The following is a 16,452-nucleotide window of genomic DNA, read 5'->3' as shown; positions in this document are numbered from 1 at the left end:
GATGTTCGAGGTAGGCTCGTTCAACTGTTCGGGCTTATAGCCAGAGCGGAGAGGTGAATGGCGGTTCTGCTGCTACACGTGCTTATCAACACTGCTGCTGAACAACCTGCCATTCACCGCTCTCACCCCAGATTCTATTCCTTCTTCTAGACACAAGCTGCCGAAGGCTGCGTCCGGGTTCACCGCAGTGTCCCGGAACAGCGCGGCGCCCTGGACGCGGCCTGCGGCCGCTGCTACGGAAGCCGCGTTGCCTGCTTCCCAACCTTGGCCGCGATGCAAAGGGGTGCGCGCGCCCGTAGCAGCAACTGTCTGGAAAATGGCGTCGTCTGCATCGCGACTAAAGTCGGCTCCTACACTATTCGTGGTAGGAGCCGGCCTTGGCCGCGATGCAGGCGACGCGGTCTATGGGGTATCCGCATTCGCGTAGCAGCTGCCGAAGGCTGCGTCCGGCGGCGGTCCTGCGTTGCTCCAGGACGCGGCCTGCGGCCGCTGCTACAGATTCGCCTAGCCACTGTCTTGCCCAGTTAATGACGTCCGCCATGCTGTGCCGTCGCGCAGCATGGCGTTAAGCCGGACCAGCAGCACGCGCATGCACGCTACCAGCGCCACTTTTGCACTCTTGCCTTTATCGCGCAGCCCCTCGTAACGCGCCTTGAACGAGGCGTCGTAGCGAATGACCGTCCAGCACGACATGTACAGCACTCGCCGCACCGCACTGCGCCCGCCGCAGATCTTGCGCTTGCCCTGGAAGTTGCCGCTGTCGTTGTTATAGGGGGCCAACCCCGCCAGCCCCGCTATCTGGTGCCGGTCCAACTCGCCCAGTTCTGGCAGGTAAGCCATCAGGCTGGCCGCGGTAATCGTGCCGAGGCCTTTGACTGACGTCAGCTGCGCCACCTTGGGCGCATCGAGTGCCTGCATCGTTTGCTCGATGGCCTTTTCCAGCTCCAGGATCTGCGCTTTCAGGAAGGCGATATGGCCTTCCAGCAGCTCGGTTATCCTGGAGGATTGGGCCTGTTTCAGACGGCGTCTGTCGTCGTCACGTTGCTGTACGAAGCGCTCGCGCTGCTGCACCAGCTCCCGTAAAAACTGGGTCGGCGCCGAATCCTGCTGGGGATTGGCCGCCTTCAAGGTTTCGGCAAACTGCGCCAGGACCTGGGCATCGATGGGGTCTGTCTTGGCTTGCTTACCGATCGCCTCGGCAAACGCCCGGGCACGGCGAGGGTTTACGCGCACGACGGTAAATCCAGCCAGGCGAAGGGCCGCCATCACCCCCCGCTCGTAGCCGCCGGTCGCCTCAAGCAAAACCTTCTGCACGTCGTAACCGCTCAGCTTTTCGACTAGATGAGCATAACCTGTTGAGTTATTGGGGACATTGAAGCTGATGTCTTGGGGGCGAAGCCAAACGGCGAGGGAGGATTTAGCGACGTCGATACCGAGCCAGGAAATCATGGGGAACACCTCTTACACTCAAGAATGAGAGCACTCTGGTGATGCCCATGCTTGTGATGTTCGAGGTCGGCTCGTTCAACTGTTCGGGCTTGTAGCCAGAGCGGAGAGGTGAATGGCGGTTCTGCTGCTACACGTGCTTATCAACACTGCTGCCGAACAACCTGCCATTCACCGCTCTCACCCCAGATTCTATTCCCTTCTCTAGACACAAGCTGCCGAAGGCTGCGTCCGGGTTCACCACAGTGTCCCGGAACAGCGCGGCGCCCTGGACGCGGCCTGTGGCCGCTGCTACAGAAACCGCGTTGCCTGCTTCCCAACCTTGGCCGCGATGCAAAGGGGTGCGCGCCCCCGTAGCAGCTGCCGTAGGCTGCGTCCGGGTTCACCACAGTGTCCCGGAACAGCGCGGCGCCCTGGACGCGGCCTGTGGCCGCTGCTACAGAAACCGCGTTGCCTGCTTCCCAACCTTGGCCGCGATGCAAAGGGGTGCACGCGTCCCGTAGCAGCTGCCGAAGGCTGCGTCCGGCACACCGCAGGACCTGTAATTAACGCCGGCTGCTAACCTCGCCAGGCACCGCCTCGCCGGCCATGCGCTTGCGAAACAGCGCCGTGCGCGCCAGCAGCAGCGTGGTCACCGGCACGGTGATGGCCAGCAGGATGGGGATCAGCCACGCATGCAGCACCGGGCTTTGTTCACGGAAGGAAAAGTACAGGATCGACGCCAGCGCCACGCACCAGGCGCCGATGGTCGAGGCCAGGGCCGGCGGGTGCATGCGCTGGAAGAAGTCCTTCAGGCGCACCATGCCGATGGCCCCTAGCAGCGCGAACAGGCTGCCCAAAAGCAGCAACGCGCCGACAGCCGCCTGCACCCAGATGGGTAACTCGTTCATTCGATCACCTCGCCACGCAGCAGGAACTTGGCCAGGGCGAACGAGCCGACGAAGCCGAACAGGGCAATCAGCAGCGCCGCCTCGAAGTAGGTTTCGCTGCCATAGCGAATACCCAGGGTGAGGATGGTCAACATGCCCAGGATGCTCAGGTAATCCAGCGCCAGCACCCGGTCCTGGGCCGAGGGGCCCTTGAACAGCCGGTACAGGGTCAGCAGCATGGCTAAGGCGAAGATCGCCAGGCTCAGCACGATGACAGGGTCAAACAGGGCGCTCATTCGAAGATCTCCATCAGCGGGCGTTCGTAGGTGGCCTTGAAGTGCGTGATGAAGCGCGCCTCGTCGTCCAGGTCGAACACGTGCAGCAGCAGGACGCTGCGGTCCAGCGCCAGCTCGGACCACACGGTGCCCGGCACCACCGTGGTGATGGCCGACAAGGCGGCCAGGCCGTTGGCGTCGCGCAGCTCCAGCGGCACCTTGACGAACGCCGAGCGCGGCGGCCGGCGGCCCAGGTTGAGCACGCCCCAGGCCACCTGCAGGTTGGACACCAGCACATCGATGCCCACCCGGCCCAGCAGCCGCAGGACGGTGCCGGGCTTGCGAATGCGCACCGGCAGCGGCCGCAGCGAGCTCATCAGCAGCGGCGCCAGCACGCCCAGCAGTGCCGCCAGCAGCAGGTTGCCCGGGCTCAGCGACAGGTTCAGCAACAGCCACAGCAGGGCGCAGGCCAGGCTCAGCAGCGGCGCAGGGAGCAGGCGTTTCATGGGCGCACCTCGGCGGCCATCACGGCCTCGATGTACTGGGCGGGATCGTCCAGCCGCGCAGCGGTGTCCTGGGTGAAGCGCAGCAGCGCCTCGCCCTGCACGGTCAGCAGCAGGCACAGGCCCAGCAGTACCACGATGGGCACGCACTCGAAGCGGCGCAGCAGCGGTGACGGCCGTTCCTGGGGCGTCCAGAAGCGCTGCACGCCGACGCGGGTCATGGCCAGCAAGGTCGCCAGCCCCGAGAGGATCAGCAGCGTGACGAACGCCCACGCCGCCGGGCTGGCGTCGCCGAACAGCAGGCGGATCAGGTTCAGCTTGGCGATGAACCCCGACAGCGGCGGCATGCCGATCACCAGCAACGCGCAGGCAATGAAACTCAGGCCCAGGAACGCCATGGTCCAGGGAATCACCTGGCCGACCACCGCCTTCTGCTCATCGTCCAGGTTGATGCCCTTGGGCGGGTGCAGCGACTCCACCGGGCGCGGCAGCAGGTCGCCGTCGTCGTCCAGGGGAATGTCGTTGGCCGAACGCGAGCGCTCGATCAGCTCGGCCAGCAGGAACAGCGCCGCCAGTGCCAGGGTGGAACTGACCAGGTAGAACAGCGCGCCGCCGGTGATCGCCGGCACGCCGAAGCCGATGGCGGCCAACAGCGTGCCGGCCGACACCAGGATGCTCAGGCTGGCCATGCGCTCCAGGCGCTGGGCTGCCAGCACGCCCACGCCCGCCACGGCAATGGTCACCAGCCCGCCGTACAGCAGCCAGTCGCCGCCGAAATGCGCCGAGGCCCCGGCCTGGTTGGAGAACAGCAGGGTCCACAGCCTCAGCAGGGTATAGACCCCCACCTTGGTCATGATCGCGAACAGTGCCGCCACCGGTGCGCTGGCCGCGGCGTAGGCGGGCACCAGCCAGAAGTTCAGCGGCCACATGCCGGCCTTGGCCAGGAAAGCCGTTGCCAGGATCGCCACGCCGGCGTGCAGCAGGCCGCGGTCGGCTTCCGGCACCAGCGGGATCTTCAGCGCCAGGTCGGCGAGGTTGAGGGTGCCGGTGACGCCGTAGATCATTGCCGCGCCGATCAGGAACAGCGACGAGGCCAGTAAATTGATGGCGATGTAGTGCAGCCCAGAGGACACCCGCGCGCGCCCCGAGCCATGCAGCAGCATGCCGTAGGAGGCCGCGAGCAGCACCTCGAAGAACACGAACAGGTTGAACAGGTCGGCGGTCAGGAAGGCGCCGTACAGGCCCATCAGCTGGATCTGGAACAGCGCATGGAAGCTGGCCCCGGCGCGGTCCCAGCGCGCCATGGCGAACAGCAGGGCAGCGCTGGCGACGATGCCGGTGAGCACCAGCATCAGCGCCGACAGGCGGTCCAGCACCAGCACGATGCCGAACGGCGCCGGCCAGTTGCCCGGCAGGTACACGCCGATGGCGCTGGCTGGGCCCTGCTGTTGGGCGCCGTGCAGCAGCAGCGCGGCGATGCCCAGGCCGGCGAGGGTGGACAGCAGGTTGATACGGGCTTTCAGGGGGCGGTGTTTCTCGCCCAGCAACAGCATCACCGCGGCGGTCAGCAGCGGCAGCAGGATGGGCGCGATCAGCAGGGACGGCATCAGGCTCATTCCTGGCGCTCCCGGCCGTCCACATGGTCGGTGCCGGTGATCCCGCGCGAGGCCAACAGCACCACCAGGAACAGCGCCGTCATGGCGAAGCTGATGACGATGGCCGTGAGCACCAGCGCCTGGGGCAGCGGGTCGGTGTAGTGCAGCAGGTCCTGGGGCACGCCGTCCTTGATGATCGGCTCCTTGCCGATGAACAGGCTGCCCATGCTGAAGATGAACAGGTTCACCCCGTAGGACAGCAGGCACAGGCCCATCACCACCTGGAAGGTCCGCGGCCGCAGGATCAGCCACACCCCCGAGGCGGCCAGCACGCCGATGGCAATTGCGATGACTTCTTCCATCAGGCACTCCCTTGCGGTACGGCAATGGGCTTGGGCAGCCCGGTGGGTTTGTGGCTGCGCACCGACTGGTGCGCCAAAGCGGTGAGGATCAGCAGCGTGGAACCGACTACCACGCTGAACACGCCGATGTCGAAGAACAGCGCGCTGGCCACGTGCACCTCGCCCAGCAGCGGCAGGTGCAGGTGCGCGGTGTGGGTGGTGAGGAACGGATAGCCCAGCAGCATCGCGCCCACCCCGGTCAGCGTCGCGCACAGCAGGCCCACGCCCATCCAGCGCAGCGGCCGCAGGCGCATCTGCGCCTCCACCCACTGGGTGCCGGCCACCATGTACTGGAGGATGAACGCCACCGCCATCACCAGGCCGGCGACGAAGCCGCCGCCGGGCTGGTTGTGGCCGCGCATGAACAGGTACATGGCCACCACCAGCGCGATCGGCAGCAGCAGCCGCACCAGCACCGCCGGCACCATCATGAAGCCCAGGGCGGTGTCGCTGGCCTGGCGCGGGTTGACCAGGTCGGTGACCACGTCAGGCGCCAGCAGGCGCTGCTGGGCCGGCAGCTGGATGCTCTCGCGCGGTGGCCGGAAGCGCCGCAGCAGGGCAAAGATGGCCAGGGCCGTGGCCGCCAGCACGGTGATCTCGCCCAGGGTGTCGAAGCCGCGGAAGTCCACCAGCATGACGTTGACCACGTTGCTGCCGCCGCCTTCGGGCAGCGCCTTGCGCAGGTAGAACTCGGAGATATGGTTGGGCGTGGCGCGGGTCAGCATGGCGTACGACAGCGCCGCCATGCCGCCGCCCACGGCGACGGCCAGCACCAGGTCGCGCAACCGGCGCAGGCGGGCGCGGCCTTCGCTGCCGGGCAGCGGCAGGGCATCTTCGATACGCCGTGGCAGCCAGCGCAGGCCCAGCAGGATCAGCACCGTGGTTACCACCTCGACCACCAGCTGCGTCAGGGCCAGGTCCGGCGCCGAGAACCAGATGAAGGTGATGCAGGTCATCAGCCCGCAGACGCTGACCATGGTCAGGGCCGCCAGCCGGTGGTACTTGGCCTGCCAGGCGGCGCCCAGGGCGCAGGCAATGGCGATCAGCCAGAGGGCGACGAACACCCCCGAGCCGGCGATTTTCGGCCGCAGGCCCCAGCTCAGGCCGCTGTGCAGCAGCGGGATGAGCCCGGCCACCACGGCCACCAGCACCAGCATGAACAGCTGCGGTTGCAGGCGCCGGGTGGTCAGCCAGCGTTCGCTGCGCCGCGCCAGGCGCATCAGCAGCACCAGGCTGCGCTCGAACAGGCGCTTGCCGTTGAACCGGCCCACCAGCGGCGGCCGCTGGAACCGCCCGCGCTGCAACTGCCCGCGCAACAGCAGGTACAGCAGCACCCCGGCGCCCATGGCGATCAGGCTCATGATCAGCGGTGCGTTGAAGCCGTGCCAGATCGCCAGGCTGTACGCGGGCAGCTCGCCGCCCACCACCGGCAGCGCGGCGGCGGCCAGCAGCGGCCCCACCGACTGTGCCGGGAAAATGCCCACCACCAGGCACAGCAGCACCAGCAACTCCACCGGTGCGCGCATCCAGCGTGGCGGCTCGTGGGGCTGGTGGGGCAGGTCGGTGGCGGGCGGGCCGAAGAACACGTCGACGGTGAAGCGCAGGGCATAGACCACGCTGAAGGTGCCGGCGACGGTGGCGATGGCCGGCAGCGCCGCCTCGACCCAGGCGGTGGAGGTGATGAACACCGTTTCGGCGAAGAACATTTCCTTGCTGAGGAAACCGTTCATTAGCGGCACCCCGGCCATGGCGGCGCTGGCCACCATGGCTAGGGTGGCGGTAAAGGGGATCAGCCGGAACAGCCCGCTCAGCCGGCGGATGTCGCGGGTGCCGCTTTCATGGTCGATGATGCCGGCGGCCATGAACAACGAGGCTTTGAAGGTGGCGTGGTTGAGAATGTGGAACACCGCCGCCACCGCGGCCAGCGGGCTGTTGAGCCCCAGCAGCAGGGTGATCAGGCCCAGGTGGCTGATGGTGGAGTAGGCCAGCAGCCCCTTCAGGTCATTCTGGAACATGGCGCAGTAGGCGCCCAGCAACAGGGTGCAGGCACCGGCGCCGCTGACCATCCAGAACCATTGCTCGCTGCCCGACAGCGACGGCCACAGCCGCGCCAGCAGGAACACCCCGGCCTTGACCATGGTTGCCGAATGCAGGTACGCCGACACCGGCGTGGGCGCGGCCATGGCGTGGGGCAGCCAGAAATGGAAGGGGAACTGCGCGCTCTTGCTCAGGGCGCCGATCAGGATCAGCGTCAGCAGCACCGGGTACAGGTGGCTGGCGCGGATCTGCGCGCCGGCCGCCAGCACCGTGTCCAGGTCATAGCTGCCCACCACCTGGCCCAGCAACAGCACCCCGGCCAGCAGGCACAGCCCGCCGGCACCGGTCACCGCCAGGGCCATGTAGGCGCCGCGGCGGGCGTCGGCGCGGTGGTGCCAGTAGCCGATCAGCAGGAACGAGAACAGGCTGGTCAGCTCCCAGAAAAACACCATCTGCACCAGGTTGCCGGAAATCACCAGGCCGAGCATGGCGCCCATGAACGCCAGGAAGAACGCGAAGAAGCGCGGCACCGGGTCGTCCGGCGACATGTAGTAGCGCGCGTAAAGCGACACCAGCGTGCCTATCCCCAGCACCAGCAGCGAGAACAGCCAGGCGAAGCCGTCCATGCGCAGGGTGAAGTCCAGGCCCAGGCTGGGCAGCCACGCATAGGTCTCGCGGATGACACCGCCGTGGGCGATCTGCGGGTACATCGATGCCACCGCCACGGTGCCCGTCAGGGCCACCACGCCGGCCAGGATCGACTCGCGGTTGCGCGCGTCGTGGGGCAGCACCGCTGCCAGGCAGCTACCGATGAAAGGCAGAAGCAGTAGGACTATCAATGACATAGCGATCTGATCTGCTGGAGGGGATAAAGGATCATACGGTGCCGGGCGGGCATCACCAACCGCGAAGCTGTGCCAGAACCTTACAATAGTGGTCTATTTGCCAGCTTTTTCATGACAAAATTTTACAAGAACCCCGTAGCAGCTGCCGCAGGCTGCGTCCAGGCACCCCGCCGGATCAGGCACGCTGCGTGGCGGCCGGACGCAGCCTGCGGCAGCTGCTACGGGCAGGGGGGATGCAATATACTGCGCATATTTCGCCCCAGAGCAGAACCTCGTGCCCCCAGACTCCCCCTCCCGCGCCTCGGTGCTGCAACACGTCAGCCACAACGTGCGCCGCCTGCGCCATGCCGCCGGCCTGAGCCAGAGCGCCCTGGCCGAACGCTCCGGGGTCAGCCGGCGCATGCTGGTGGCCATCGAGGCCGGTGAGAAGAACGTCAGCCTCGGCACCCTGGACCGCGTGGCCGAGGCCCTGGACGTGGTGTTCAGCGACCTGATCCGCGCCCCCGACAACCGCGATCCCAACCGCATCAACGAACTGGCCTGGGCCGGTAGCCAGCCCGGCAGCAAGGCCGTGCTGCTGGCGAGTGCCCCGGCGCGGCGCGAGGTGGAGCTGTGGGAGTGGTGCCTGGCGCCAGGCGAACGCTATGACAGCAGCTGTGATGGCGAGGGTTTCAGCGAGCAGGTGTTCGTCTACGAAGGCTGCCTGACCCTGGAACTCGACGGTGCCACCCGACAGATCGCCGCCGGCGAGTTCTGCATGTTCGCCAGCCAGCGTCCCCATGGCTATCGTAACGAGGGCGAGGTGGCCGTGCGCTTTGTGCGCAACGTGGTGTTCTAAAGCACTTCTCTGCCCCCACCCAGTTTCGGTAGCATGTGCCTATTCGCGCAAAGGGCAGTGAAAAATGACAGACATCCCCGAACCTTCGACGCTGCGCCTGGGCCTGCTGCAATACCCTGGTGCCCAGCCCTCCAGCACGGCAGGGCTGCTCGACCTGTTTGCCTGTGCACAGCAGGTGAGGGCAGAGCTGGGCATGTCGAAAACGCCAACCGTGCGGGTGGACAGCCTGGCGGACTCGGACGCAGGCGCTGTACCAGCAGTGGTGTTCGTGCCGCCGCTGGCCCACGCTGGCGTGCCTGACGCCGAGGCCCTGGCGCCGGTGCTGCAGGCGTTGCGCCGCTGGCATGCCGGCGGGGCCCTGCTGATGGCCGTCGACAGCGGCACCTGGCTGCTGGCCATGGCCGGGCTGTTGCAGGGCCGCCGGGCCACGCTGCACTGGGACGCGGCCATGGCCCTGGCCGCGCATTACCCGCAGGTGCGGGTGTTGCCCCAGGAGCCGATGGTGGACGAAGGCGATGTGGTCACCGCGGCGGGCAGCCAGGCCTGGCAAGAGCTGGGCCTGGCGGTGCTGGCGCTGTACTTCGGCGCATCGCTGGCGGTGGAGACCCACGCCATGCTCAACGTGCCGCCGCGCGACCAGCCGCTGCCCCCCAGCCCGTTCCAGCCGCGCCTGGACCACGGCCACGCGGCGGTGCTCAAGGTGCAACTGTGGCTACAGGACAACCGCGCCATGGGCGTGACCCTGGATGACATGGCCGCCTGCGCCGGGCTGGAACCGCGCACCTTCCTGCGCCGTTTCCACGCCAGCACCGGCCTCAAGCCCACCGAATACTGCCAGCACCTGCGCATTGCCCGCGCCTGCCACCTGCTGGAAACCAGCCAGCGCAACGTCGACCAGATCGCCGCCAGCGTGGGGTATCAGGACGTGGGCGCGCTGCGCAAGATCTTCCTGCGGGTGACGGGGCATGCGTTGAGCGAGTATCGCGAGAAGTATGGCTTGCGCACCCTGTACCGCCCGATCGCGTTGCGCGGCCGGGGGTAGCCCTGCAAAGGTCAAAGGCCCTGCAAACAAGGCTAACGAGGTGATGTCACAGGCATAACTGGCCCGAAATAGACAGTAGGAGCCGACCTTGGTCGCGATGCGCCGCGCGGGCGTCGCTCGATTGCTGGAACACCGAAGGACTACCGACACGCACCTATCAGCACCCCGCGCCCCGGGGTAGCTGCTGGCGTCAGGCTGCTGGATGGCATAATGGCGACTGGGCGCTTGCCGTTCGGCCTGCTGGGCCCATGAAATCGAGCGCCGCCCGCGCGGCGCATCGCGACCAAGGTCGGCTCCTACATTTGTTTCGGGCCAATTATGTCTGTGACATCACCCGGTCTGCCTTGCGTGCCTGGCAATGAATCGGAGTCGAGCCCCTATTTGAGAGGCTCCTCGATCCGCAGCAGGCGCCCGGCATTGCCCAGCACCAGCAGCGTGCTGAGGTTGTGCAGCAACGCTGCCACCACCGCGCCCGCCACACCCAGCATGCCGAAGGCTGCGGCCGCGACGATGGCCAGGGTCCAGCCCAGGCCGATGGCGACGTTCACCTGCAAGGTGCGGCGGCACTGGCGGCTCAGGCGCACGCAGGTGCCCAGGCGGCGCAGGTCGCTGCCGATCAGCACGATGTCGGCCGAGGCCAGGGCGATGTCGGCACCGCCGGCGCCCATGGCCACACCCACCACGCCAGCTTTCAGCGCCAGCGAGTCGTTGATGCCGTCACCCACCACCAGCGGCCGGAAGCCGTTGCCGATTTCGTCGGTCACCCGGTGCAGCTTGTCTTCCGGCAGCGCCTGGGCCACCACGTTGGTGATGCCCACCTCGGCGGCCAGGGCGTTGGCCACCGGCAGGCGGTCGCCGGTCAGCAGCAACTGGCGGCCCAGGCCCAGCTCGCGCAGGTCAGCCAGCGCCGCGGCGGCCTCCGGGCGCACCTGGTCGGCCAGCAGCAGCCAGGCCAGGAAGCGGCCATTGAGCGCCAGGCCGGCGATCGGCCCGTCGTGCTCAGGCACCGGCGGCAGGTCCACGCCTAACTGCTGGAACAGCTCGGCGCGGCCCAGGGCCGCTTCGCCCTGCGGGGTCTGGGCGATCACGCCCAGGCCCTGGCGCTCGCGCAGCTGCTCCAGCGGGTGGTAGGCGTCCTGGGGCACCAGGGTGGCCAGGGCGCGGCTCACCGGGTGGCTGCTGGCCGCGCCGAGGCTGGCGGCCAGGTGCAGCAGGGTCGGCTCGTCGGCGCTGCACTCGGGCACCACCTGCAGGCGCTGCAGGTGCAGGGCGCCGTAGGTGAGGGTGCCGGTCTTGTCGATCACCAGCGAGCTGAGGTCGGCGAACTCTTCCAGGAACGCCGAGCTGCGGATCAGGATGCCATGGCGCGCGGCCACGGCGATGCCGGCGATGGCCGTGGCCGGCGCCGACAGCACCAGCGCGCACGGGCAGGCGGCCACCAGCACGGCGAGCATCGCCTGCGGGTCGTTGGTGATGAACCAGGTGACGGCGGCAATCAGCAGCACCAGCACCATGTACTGGCCGGCGTAGCGCTCCAGCAGGCGGGTGATCGGCGGCTTCGACTGCTCGGCCTTCTGCATCAGGGCGATGACCTTGCCCAGGGTAGAGTCTTCGCCGGTGCGCGACACCTCGATGCGCAGCAGGCCATCGAGGTTGATGGCGCCGCCGAACACGTCCATGCCCGGCGCGGCCTGCACCGGCACCGATTCGCCGGTGATGGGCGCGGTGTCCAGGCTGGCCTGGCCTTCCAGCACGCGGCCGTCGGCCGGCACGCGGTCGCCGGCGCGCACTTCCACCTGGTCGCCGGCCTTGAGACTGGCGTTGTCCACTTCGCGGATGCTGCCGTCGGCGGCTATCAGCCGCGCATGGCTGCGGGTCAGCTTGCCCAGGGACTCGATGGCCTCCTGGGAGCCGATCACGCTGCGCTCCTCCAGCACGTGGCCGAAGATCATCAGGATCGGCAACAACGCCGCAGTCAGCAGGTCGCCGGTGGCCCAGGCGCCCAGCAGGGCAATGGCCACCAGTTGGTCGGTGAGGCCGTGCAGGCTGGGGTGGCGGATGCTGAACCAGGCCGAGCGCAGCACCGGAATGGCCACCAGCAGCGAGGCCACGCCGAACAGGATCTGCGCCACGCCGTCCTGGGCCGGGTCGAACCAGTGCCAGCCCAGCCCCAGCGCCAGCAGGCCGAGGGCGACCATGGCCAGGGTCAGTTGGCGGGCGGCGCTGCGGCGCTCGTCGACGCTGAGCATGCCGCCGGTGAGGTGGCCATGGGAATGCCCGTGGTGGGCGTGGCCGTGGTGATGGTGGGAATGCGCACTCATGGTTGGCTGCCTTGCAGAATCAGACGGGCGTCGTCGTGGGGATCGACGGTGGTGACCGAACCTGCCTTCTGCAGGATGGCCGGGACGCGCTCGCGGTACAGGCGCATCAGCAGGCCCGGGTCGCTGTGGTCGCGCTGGGTCTGGGCCAGGCTGGCGATGGTGGCGGTGTCGGCCTGGGCCTTGGCCAGGCGCTCGCTGGCCTGGGCGTGGGCCACCTGCAGGGTGCGGTCGGCCTCCTGGGTGGCGGCCTGGGTCACCTTGGCGGCGTCGTTGCGGGCCGAGGCGATGTTCTGCTCGGCCTTCTGGCTGGCGGTGAGCACGGCGTTGAAGGCGTTGACCGCGCCATCGGGCAGGCTCGACTGCAGGTCGACGCGCTCGATGTGCACGCCCAGGCCGGCGCCCTGGGCCTGCAAGGCGTCAAGGCTGCGGTTGATGCCCTGCATCAGGTCGCCACGCAGGCGCTCGCGGCGCTCGGCGGCCTGGCTGTCGCTGCCCACCAGTTCCGGCCGGGCCACCAGGATGGTGTCCAGGTCGCGGGAGGCGGACACGGCCACGGCACTGCGGGCGACCAGGCGGTCCAATGCGGCGGTCATGTTGGCGCTCTGCAGCACGTACTGGTACGGGTCCACCACCTTGTAGAAAATGCGCACGTCCAGCTGCACCACCCCGGCGTCGCCGGTCAGCAGGTAGCCGGCGCCGGCCACCGCGTCGCTGTTGGGCGAGGTGTTGGGGTCGATGCCGCGGGTCTGGTTTTCGCGCAGCAGGGTTTCCACCCGCTGTTCGATGACGCGGTCAGCCGAGGGCAGCATCACCACCTGCTCGAACGGCCGCGGCCAGGCCACCAGCAGGCCGGCGCTGTGGATGCGCTCCAGGGCGCCCATGCGCAGCACCACGGCGCGGCTTTCCGGGCCCACCTGGCGAATGTTCGACACGGCCCAGCCGAAGGCCGCCAGCAGGGTAACGCCGTACAGCGCCAGGAACGTCAGGCGGCCGGCCTGCAGCCAGGGGCTGGGCAGCCGTGGGTCGGGGGCGGCACCACTCATGGCTTGGCACCGCTGGCGGCGGCGGGGGCGGCCAGCTGCGGCGGGCCGTCGACCAGGGCGCGGAACGGCGCCGCATCGGTACGCAGCACCAGGCGCGTGCCCGAGTTGACGATGGTGCCCAGGGTGTCCAGCGAGCGCAGCAGGTTGTACAGCTCGGGCGAGCCGGCGTACGCCTTGCCGTAGATCTGCGCGGCCTCCACCCGCGACTGCGCTTCCACATCGGCCGCCTTCACCGTGGCGTCGGCCTGCAGGATGCGCGCGTCACGCTCGGCGCCGGAGCGAATCTCCGCAGCCTGGCGCTTGCCTTCGGCGGTGCGTTCGGTGGCGATGGTCTCGCGCTCGGCGCGCATGCGCTCGACGGTGGCATTGAGGGTCACGGCGGGCAGGGTCAGGCGTTCGATACCCACCTGCAGCACGCGCACGCCGTAGGTGTCGAGCAGCTGCTTGGCGATCTGCTGGCGCACGTGGTCTTCGAAGTCGGCGATCTGCACCTTGTTGGCGTCGGTGTTCACCAGGCTCGACAGGTCGAAGCCGCTGGCCGAGGTTTCCAGCGCCGAGCCAAGGAAGGTGCGGATCTGCCGTGCGGCTTCGTCAGGCTGGTTCTGCACCGCGCGCATGAAGCGCTGCACGTCGGCGTTGTCGGCCTGCACCTGCCACGCCACGTAGGCCTGGACGATGATGCGCAGGCCGTCGCGGGTGCCCACGTCCTGCAGGCCGCTGGAGGTGGTGCGCAGGCGCAGGTCCACCGGCACCGCCGATTCGAACGGAATCGGCAGGCGCCAGTTCAGGCCCGGCTCCAGCAGCACGCGCGAGGGGTTGCCGAAGCGGGTGATGACTGTGGCTTCGCCGCTGCGCACCTGCACCAGGCAGGCGGTGGCGATGGCGAACAGCACCAGCAGGGCGGCAATGCCAATGCGCTTCCAGGGGCGCGACGGCGCGCCATCGTCGTGGTCATGGCCGTGGTCGTGGTGTGCATGGTCATGATGATCGTGGCCGTGGTCGTGGCCCGCGTGGTTGTGCGATGTACTCAAAATCAAAACTCCTGCAGGCCGTTAGCGGCGTGGCTGGCCGGGGTCGACCGGCGCGGCGAAGGTTCTCAGGTCCAGGGTCGGCGGCTCGTCCCGGGCAATGCGATGGTCGAGGATCAACGCCTTGGCATTGGCCATGCCCTGGGCCAGCTGGCTGAAATACTGCTCGTTGATGAACGCCTGGCCGGCGCTGTGCCAGGCTTGCAGTTCAGCGCTGAAGCGCAGGTCGGCGGCCTTGGCGGCGCCCAGGTTCTCGGCGCTGGTGGCCTGGGCGTTGTCGGTGGCCATGCTGGCGTCGGTGCGCGCCTGGTTGCTGGTGACGCTGGCGTTGCCGCGCTCGCGGGAGATCAGCGCCTGGGCGCCGATCTGCGCGGCTTGCACGCCGTGGTAGGCATCGGCGGCGCCGGCCGGTGGGTGGATGGCCTCCACCACGGTGGCCAGCAGTTCCACGCCGCTGTCGAGGCGGTCGAGGTCGGCCTGCACCTGCTTGCCGATGTCCTCGCCCAGCTGCGCGCGGGCTTCGCCGAGCATGTCGTCCAGCTCGCGGCCGGCCAACTGGTGCACCAGCACGCGGCTGGCGGTGCTGCGAATCAACGCCGGCACGTCGGCGCTGTTGTAGGTGGCGGCCAGGGCGGCCTTGTCGGTCAGGCCGATGCGGTAGACGAAGCGCACGTCCATGTTCACTACCTGGAAGCTCTGCTTGTCGCCGGCGCTGCTGGCGATGACCTGGGATTTCTCGGCGCGGTGCGAGGCGTCCCACAGGCGGTTGGCGGTGACGGGCGCCGGGCCGTCGGCGCTGCTGGTTTCGTCGCCGGCGCCGCCTTCGGCGCTGGTGGCCAGCTCATGAATCACCCCGTTCTCCACGGTGCGCGCCTGGCCGAACGGCCACGGCAGGCCCACATGCAGGCCGGGGGCGTAGACGGTCAGCGGCTTGCCGAACTGCTCGTACACGGCGCGGCCGTTCATGGGCACCTGGGTGACGCCGCTCAGCAGCCAGCCGATCAGGGCGATCAGGGCCAGCACCGGTAGGCTGGCGCGGCGCATGAAGCCCAGCGCCCAGATCTGCCGCAGGTCGATGCCGAAGCGCTGCTGCATTTCATCCTGCAGGCGCCGCAGCGGGCGCGGCGGCCAGTTGAGCAGGCCGGCGAACAGGCTGTCGGCGACGATCTGCGGTTCCAGGGTCAGGCGCTGCGGGCTGAACACTGACAGCAGCGCGCGCACCAGCAGCTCCAGGGCGCCCAGGGCCGGCAGCAGGCCGGCCAGCACCGCCAGGCGCAGCGGCCACACCGCCTCGCCGTTGGCAAAGAACAGGCACACCGCGGCCAGCAGCAGGCTGGCCAGGGTGATGCGCAGTTGCAGGGCCAGGCCCGAGGCCTCGGGCCATTGCACCGGGTCGCTGGCGTTCAGGTGGCGTTCCAGCACCAGCAGGGCGAAGGCCACCACCAGCAACAGCCCGGCGACGGCGTAGGCGGTCTGGCCCAGGGCCTGGGGCGCCAGGTTGAGGTTCCAGCCGTAGTTCACCAGCAGCAGCGCCAGCACGCAGCCGGCCATCAGCCACAGTGCCGCCACGCCCAGCCGTTGCAGCCACACCGCCAGGGTGTCGCCGACGCGGTCCAGCAGGCGGTCGTAAGCGCCGCGAGGCTCGTCCTGCACCCACTCGGTGACCGGTTCCAGCGGCTCGCCGTTGAGCGCGGCGGCGCGCCACCGGGCGATGCGCCAGGCCCACTGGCTGCTGCCCAGCAGGGTCAGGCAGCTGGCGCTGATGCCGCACAGCAGCGGCACCCACAGCGAATCACGGGTAAACAGCTCAACGAAAATACCGGCCACCAGGGCCAGCATCAACAGCGCCCCCAGCCCCAGCATCAGGCCGAACAGGCGGCGCGCCTGCCAGGCCGCGCGCACGAACCGCGGCAGGGCGTGCAGATCCCCAGCCGGGGCATCCAGGTCAACTCTCATCACATCTCCATACGCTCGCACAGGCAGGTGCGCGACCCGGCCAGGGTCGTTGCGGTTTACCGTTGAAAAAAACAGACGCTCAGGCGACCGGGCAGTCTACCCATAAAAAGTAACTGTATAACGCTGGCCGTGAAATTTTCGTCCCACGCCCGCGCCGCCACTGTTGCCCAGGCAACAGCCGCGCAACAGTTTGCTGGCCAACAGCAGGCCCGTGCCGCCCCGGCTTATGGCCATGGCCCCGCAAACATGGGGC

Annotated in this window: 13 protein-coding genes; 2 read left to right on the top strand and 11 right to left on the bottom strand. The window is 68.4% G+C overall.

Annotation, left to right across the window (positions count from 1 at the left end; genetic code table 11):
• Window positions 1–504: 504 nt before the first annotated feature.
• The 7 genes from AC0Z2B_RS30440 to AC0Z2B_RS30410 all read right to left on the bottom strand — a co-directional run bounded on the left by AC0Z2B_RS30440 (window position 505) and on the right by AC0Z2B_RS30410 (window position 7,971).
• Complete coding sequence (locus AC0Z2B_RS30440) at window positions 505–1,449, bottom strand: IS110 family transposase (RefSeq protein WP_476301681.1); 945 nt, start codon at window positions 1,447–1,449, stop codon at window positions 505–507.
• A 542-nt stretch (window positions 1,450–1,991) separates the two neighbouring features.
• On the bottom strand, window positions 1,992–2,336 hold the full coding sequence (locus AC0Z2B_RS30435; RefSeq protein ID WP_476301679.1) for a Na+/H+ antiporter subunit G: 345 nt from the start codon (window positions 2,334–2,336) through the stop codon (window positions 1,992–1,994).
• Window positions 2,333–2,611 carry a K+/H+ antiporter subunit F gene (locus tag AC0Z2B_RS30430; RefSeq protein WP_476301677.1) on the bottom strand — a complete coding sequence of 93 codons (279 nt, stop codon included), beginning with the start codon at window positions 2,609–2,611 and terminating at the stop codon, window positions 2,333–2,335. Before AC0Z2B_RS30430 ends, AC0Z2B_RS30435 begins: the two co-directional genes overlap by 4 nt.
• On the bottom strand, window positions 2,608–3,096 hold the full coding sequence (locus AC0Z2B_RS30425) for a Na+/H+ antiporter subunit E (protein ID WP_476301675.1): 489 nt from the start codon (window positions 3,094–3,096) through the stop codon (window positions 2,608–2,610). Before AC0Z2B_RS30425 ends, AC0Z2B_RS30430 begins: the two co-directional genes overlap by 4 nt.
• Window positions 3,093–4,709: a monovalent cation/H+ antiporter subunit D gene (locus AC0Z2B_RS30420; protein ID WP_476301673.1), complete on the bottom strand. Its 1,617-nt coding sequence runs from the start codon at window positions 4,707–4,709 to the stop codon at window positions 3,093–3,095. The genes AC0Z2B_RS30425 and AC0Z2B_RS30420 overlap by 4 nt, the downstream gene beginning before the upstream one ends.
• Window positions 4,706–5,050: a Na+/H+ antiporter subunit C gene (locus AC0Z2B_RS30415; RefSeq protein WP_476301671.1), complete on the bottom strand. Its 345-nt coding sequence runs from the start codon at window positions 5,048–5,050 to the stop codon at window positions 4,706–4,708. The genes AC0Z2B_RS30420 and AC0Z2B_RS30415 overlap by 4 nt, the downstream gene beginning before the upstream one ends.
• Window positions 5,050–7,971 carry a monovalent cation/H+ antiporter subunit A gene (locus tag AC0Z2B_RS30410; RefSeq protein ID WP_476301670.1) on the bottom strand — a complete coding sequence of 974 codons (2,922 nt, stop codon included), beginning with the start codon at window positions 7,969–7,971 and terminating at the stop codon, window positions 5,050–5,052. Before AC0Z2B_RS30410 ends, AC0Z2B_RS30415 begins: the two co-directional genes overlap by 1 nt.
• A gap of 274 nt (window positions 7,972–8,245) precedes the next feature.
• Between AC0Z2B_RS30410 and AC0Z2B_RS30405 the strand changes: the two genes are divergently transcribed.
• Both AC0Z2B_RS30405 and AC0Z2B_RS30400 read left to right on the top strand, forming a co-directional pair.
• Window positions 8,246–8,809, top strand: a complete 564-nt coding sequence (locus tag AC0Z2B_RS30405) for a helix-turn-helix domain-containing protein (protein ID WP_473006191.1) — start codon at window positions 8,246–8,248, stop codon at window positions 8,807–8,809.
• Between the two features lie 64 nt (window positions 8,810–8,873).
• On the top strand, window positions 8,874–9,851 hold the full coding sequence (locus tag AC0Z2B_RS30400) for a GlxA family transcriptional regulator (RefSeq protein ID WP_476301667.1): 978 nt from the start codon (window positions 8,874–8,876) through the stop codon (window positions 9,849–9,851).
• Between the two features lie 377 nt (window positions 9,852–10,228).
• On the opposite strand, the gene AC0Z2B_RS30395 is transcribed toward AC0Z2B_RS30400, so the two are convergent.
• The 4 genes from AC0Z2B_RS30395 to hflK (AC0Z2B_RS30380) all read right to left on the bottom strand — a co-directional run bounded on the left by AC0Z2B_RS30395 (window position 10,229) and on the right by hflK (AC0Z2B_RS30380) (window position 16,199).
• Window positions 10,229–12,100 (bottom strand): cation-translocating P-type ATPase, encoded by a 1,872-nt coding sequence (locus AC0Z2B_RS30395; RefSeq protein WP_476301684.1) that lies wholly within the window; start codon window positions 12,098–12,100, stop codon window positions 10,229–10,231.
• Window positions 12,101–12,168: 68 nt separating this feature from the next.
• The gene (hflK, locus tag AC0Z2B_RS30390; protein WP_476301666.1) at window positions 12,169–13,215 is read right to left on the bottom strand and encodes a protease modulator HflK; all 1,047 of its coding nucleotides are present in this window, start codon (window positions 13,213–13,215) and stop codon (window positions 12,169–12,171) included.
• Complete coding sequence (hflC, locus tag AC0Z2B_RS30385; RefSeq protein WP_416423633.1) at window positions 13,212–14,252, bottom strand: protease modulator HflC; 1,041 nt, start codon at window positions 14,250–14,252, stop codon at window positions 13,212–13,214. Before hflC ends, hflK (AC0Z2B_RS30390) begins: the two co-directional genes overlap by 4 nt.
• Window positions 14,253–14,267: 15 nt before the next feature.
• Window positions 14,268–16,199: a protease modulator HflK gene (gene hflK / locus AC0Z2B_RS30380; RefSeq protein WP_476301664.1), complete on the bottom strand. Its 1,932-nt coding sequence runs from the start codon at window positions 16,197–16,199 to the stop codon at window positions 14,268–14,270.
• Window positions 16,200–16,452 lie beyond the last annotated feature (253 nt).

The sequence above is a fragment of the Pseudomonas sp. GYB4201 genome, assembly GCF_056312595.1.
This window is presented reverse-complemented; position numbering and strand designations above follow the sequence as displayed.

Coding starts and splice junctions, on each gene's coding strand:
- AC0Z2B_RS30440 (WP_476301681.1), bottom strand. CDS start 1,449: ATGATTTCCTGGCTCGGTATCGACGTCGCTAAATCCTCCCTCGCCGTT.
- AC0Z2B_RS30435 (WP_476301679.1), bottom strand. CDS start 2,336: ATGAACGAGTTACCCATCTGGGTGCAGGCGGCTGTCGGCGCGTTGCTG.
- AC0Z2B_RS30430 (WP_476301677.1), bottom strand. CDS start 2,611: ATGAGCGCCCTGTTTGACCCTGTCATCGTGCTGAGCCTGGCGATCTTC.
- AC0Z2B_RS30425 (WP_476301675.1), bottom strand. CDS start 3,096: ATGAAACGCCTGCTCCCTGCGCCGCTGCTGAGCCTGGCCTGCGCCCTG.
- AC0Z2B_RS30420 (WP_476301673.1), bottom strand. CDS start 4,709: ATGAGCCTGATGCCGTCCCTGCTGATCGCGCCCATCCTGCTGCCGCTG.
- AC0Z2B_RS30415 (WP_476301671.1), bottom strand. CDS start 5,050: ATGGAAGAAGTCATCGCAATTGCCATCGGCGTGCTGGCCGCCTCGGGG.
- AC0Z2B_RS30410 (WP_476301670.1), bottom strand. CDS start 7,971: ATGTCATTGATAGTCCTACTGCTTCTGCCTTTCATCGGTAGCTGCCTG.
- AC0Z2B_RS30400 (WP_476301667.1), top strand. CDS start 8,874: ATGACAGACATCCCCGAACCTTCGACGCTGCGCCTGGGCCTGCTGCAA.
- AC0Z2B_RS30395 (WP_476301684.1), bottom strand. CDS start 12,100: ATGCTCAGCGTCGACGAGCGCCGCAGCGCCGCCCGCCAACTGACCCTG.
- hflK (WP_476301666.1), bottom strand. CDS start 13,215: ATGAGTGGTGCCGCCCCCGACCCACGGCTGCCCAGCCCCTGGCTGCAG.
- hflK (WP_476301664.1), bottom strand. CDS start 16,199: ATGAGAGTTGACCTGGATGCCCCGGCTGGGGATCTGCACGCCCTGCCG.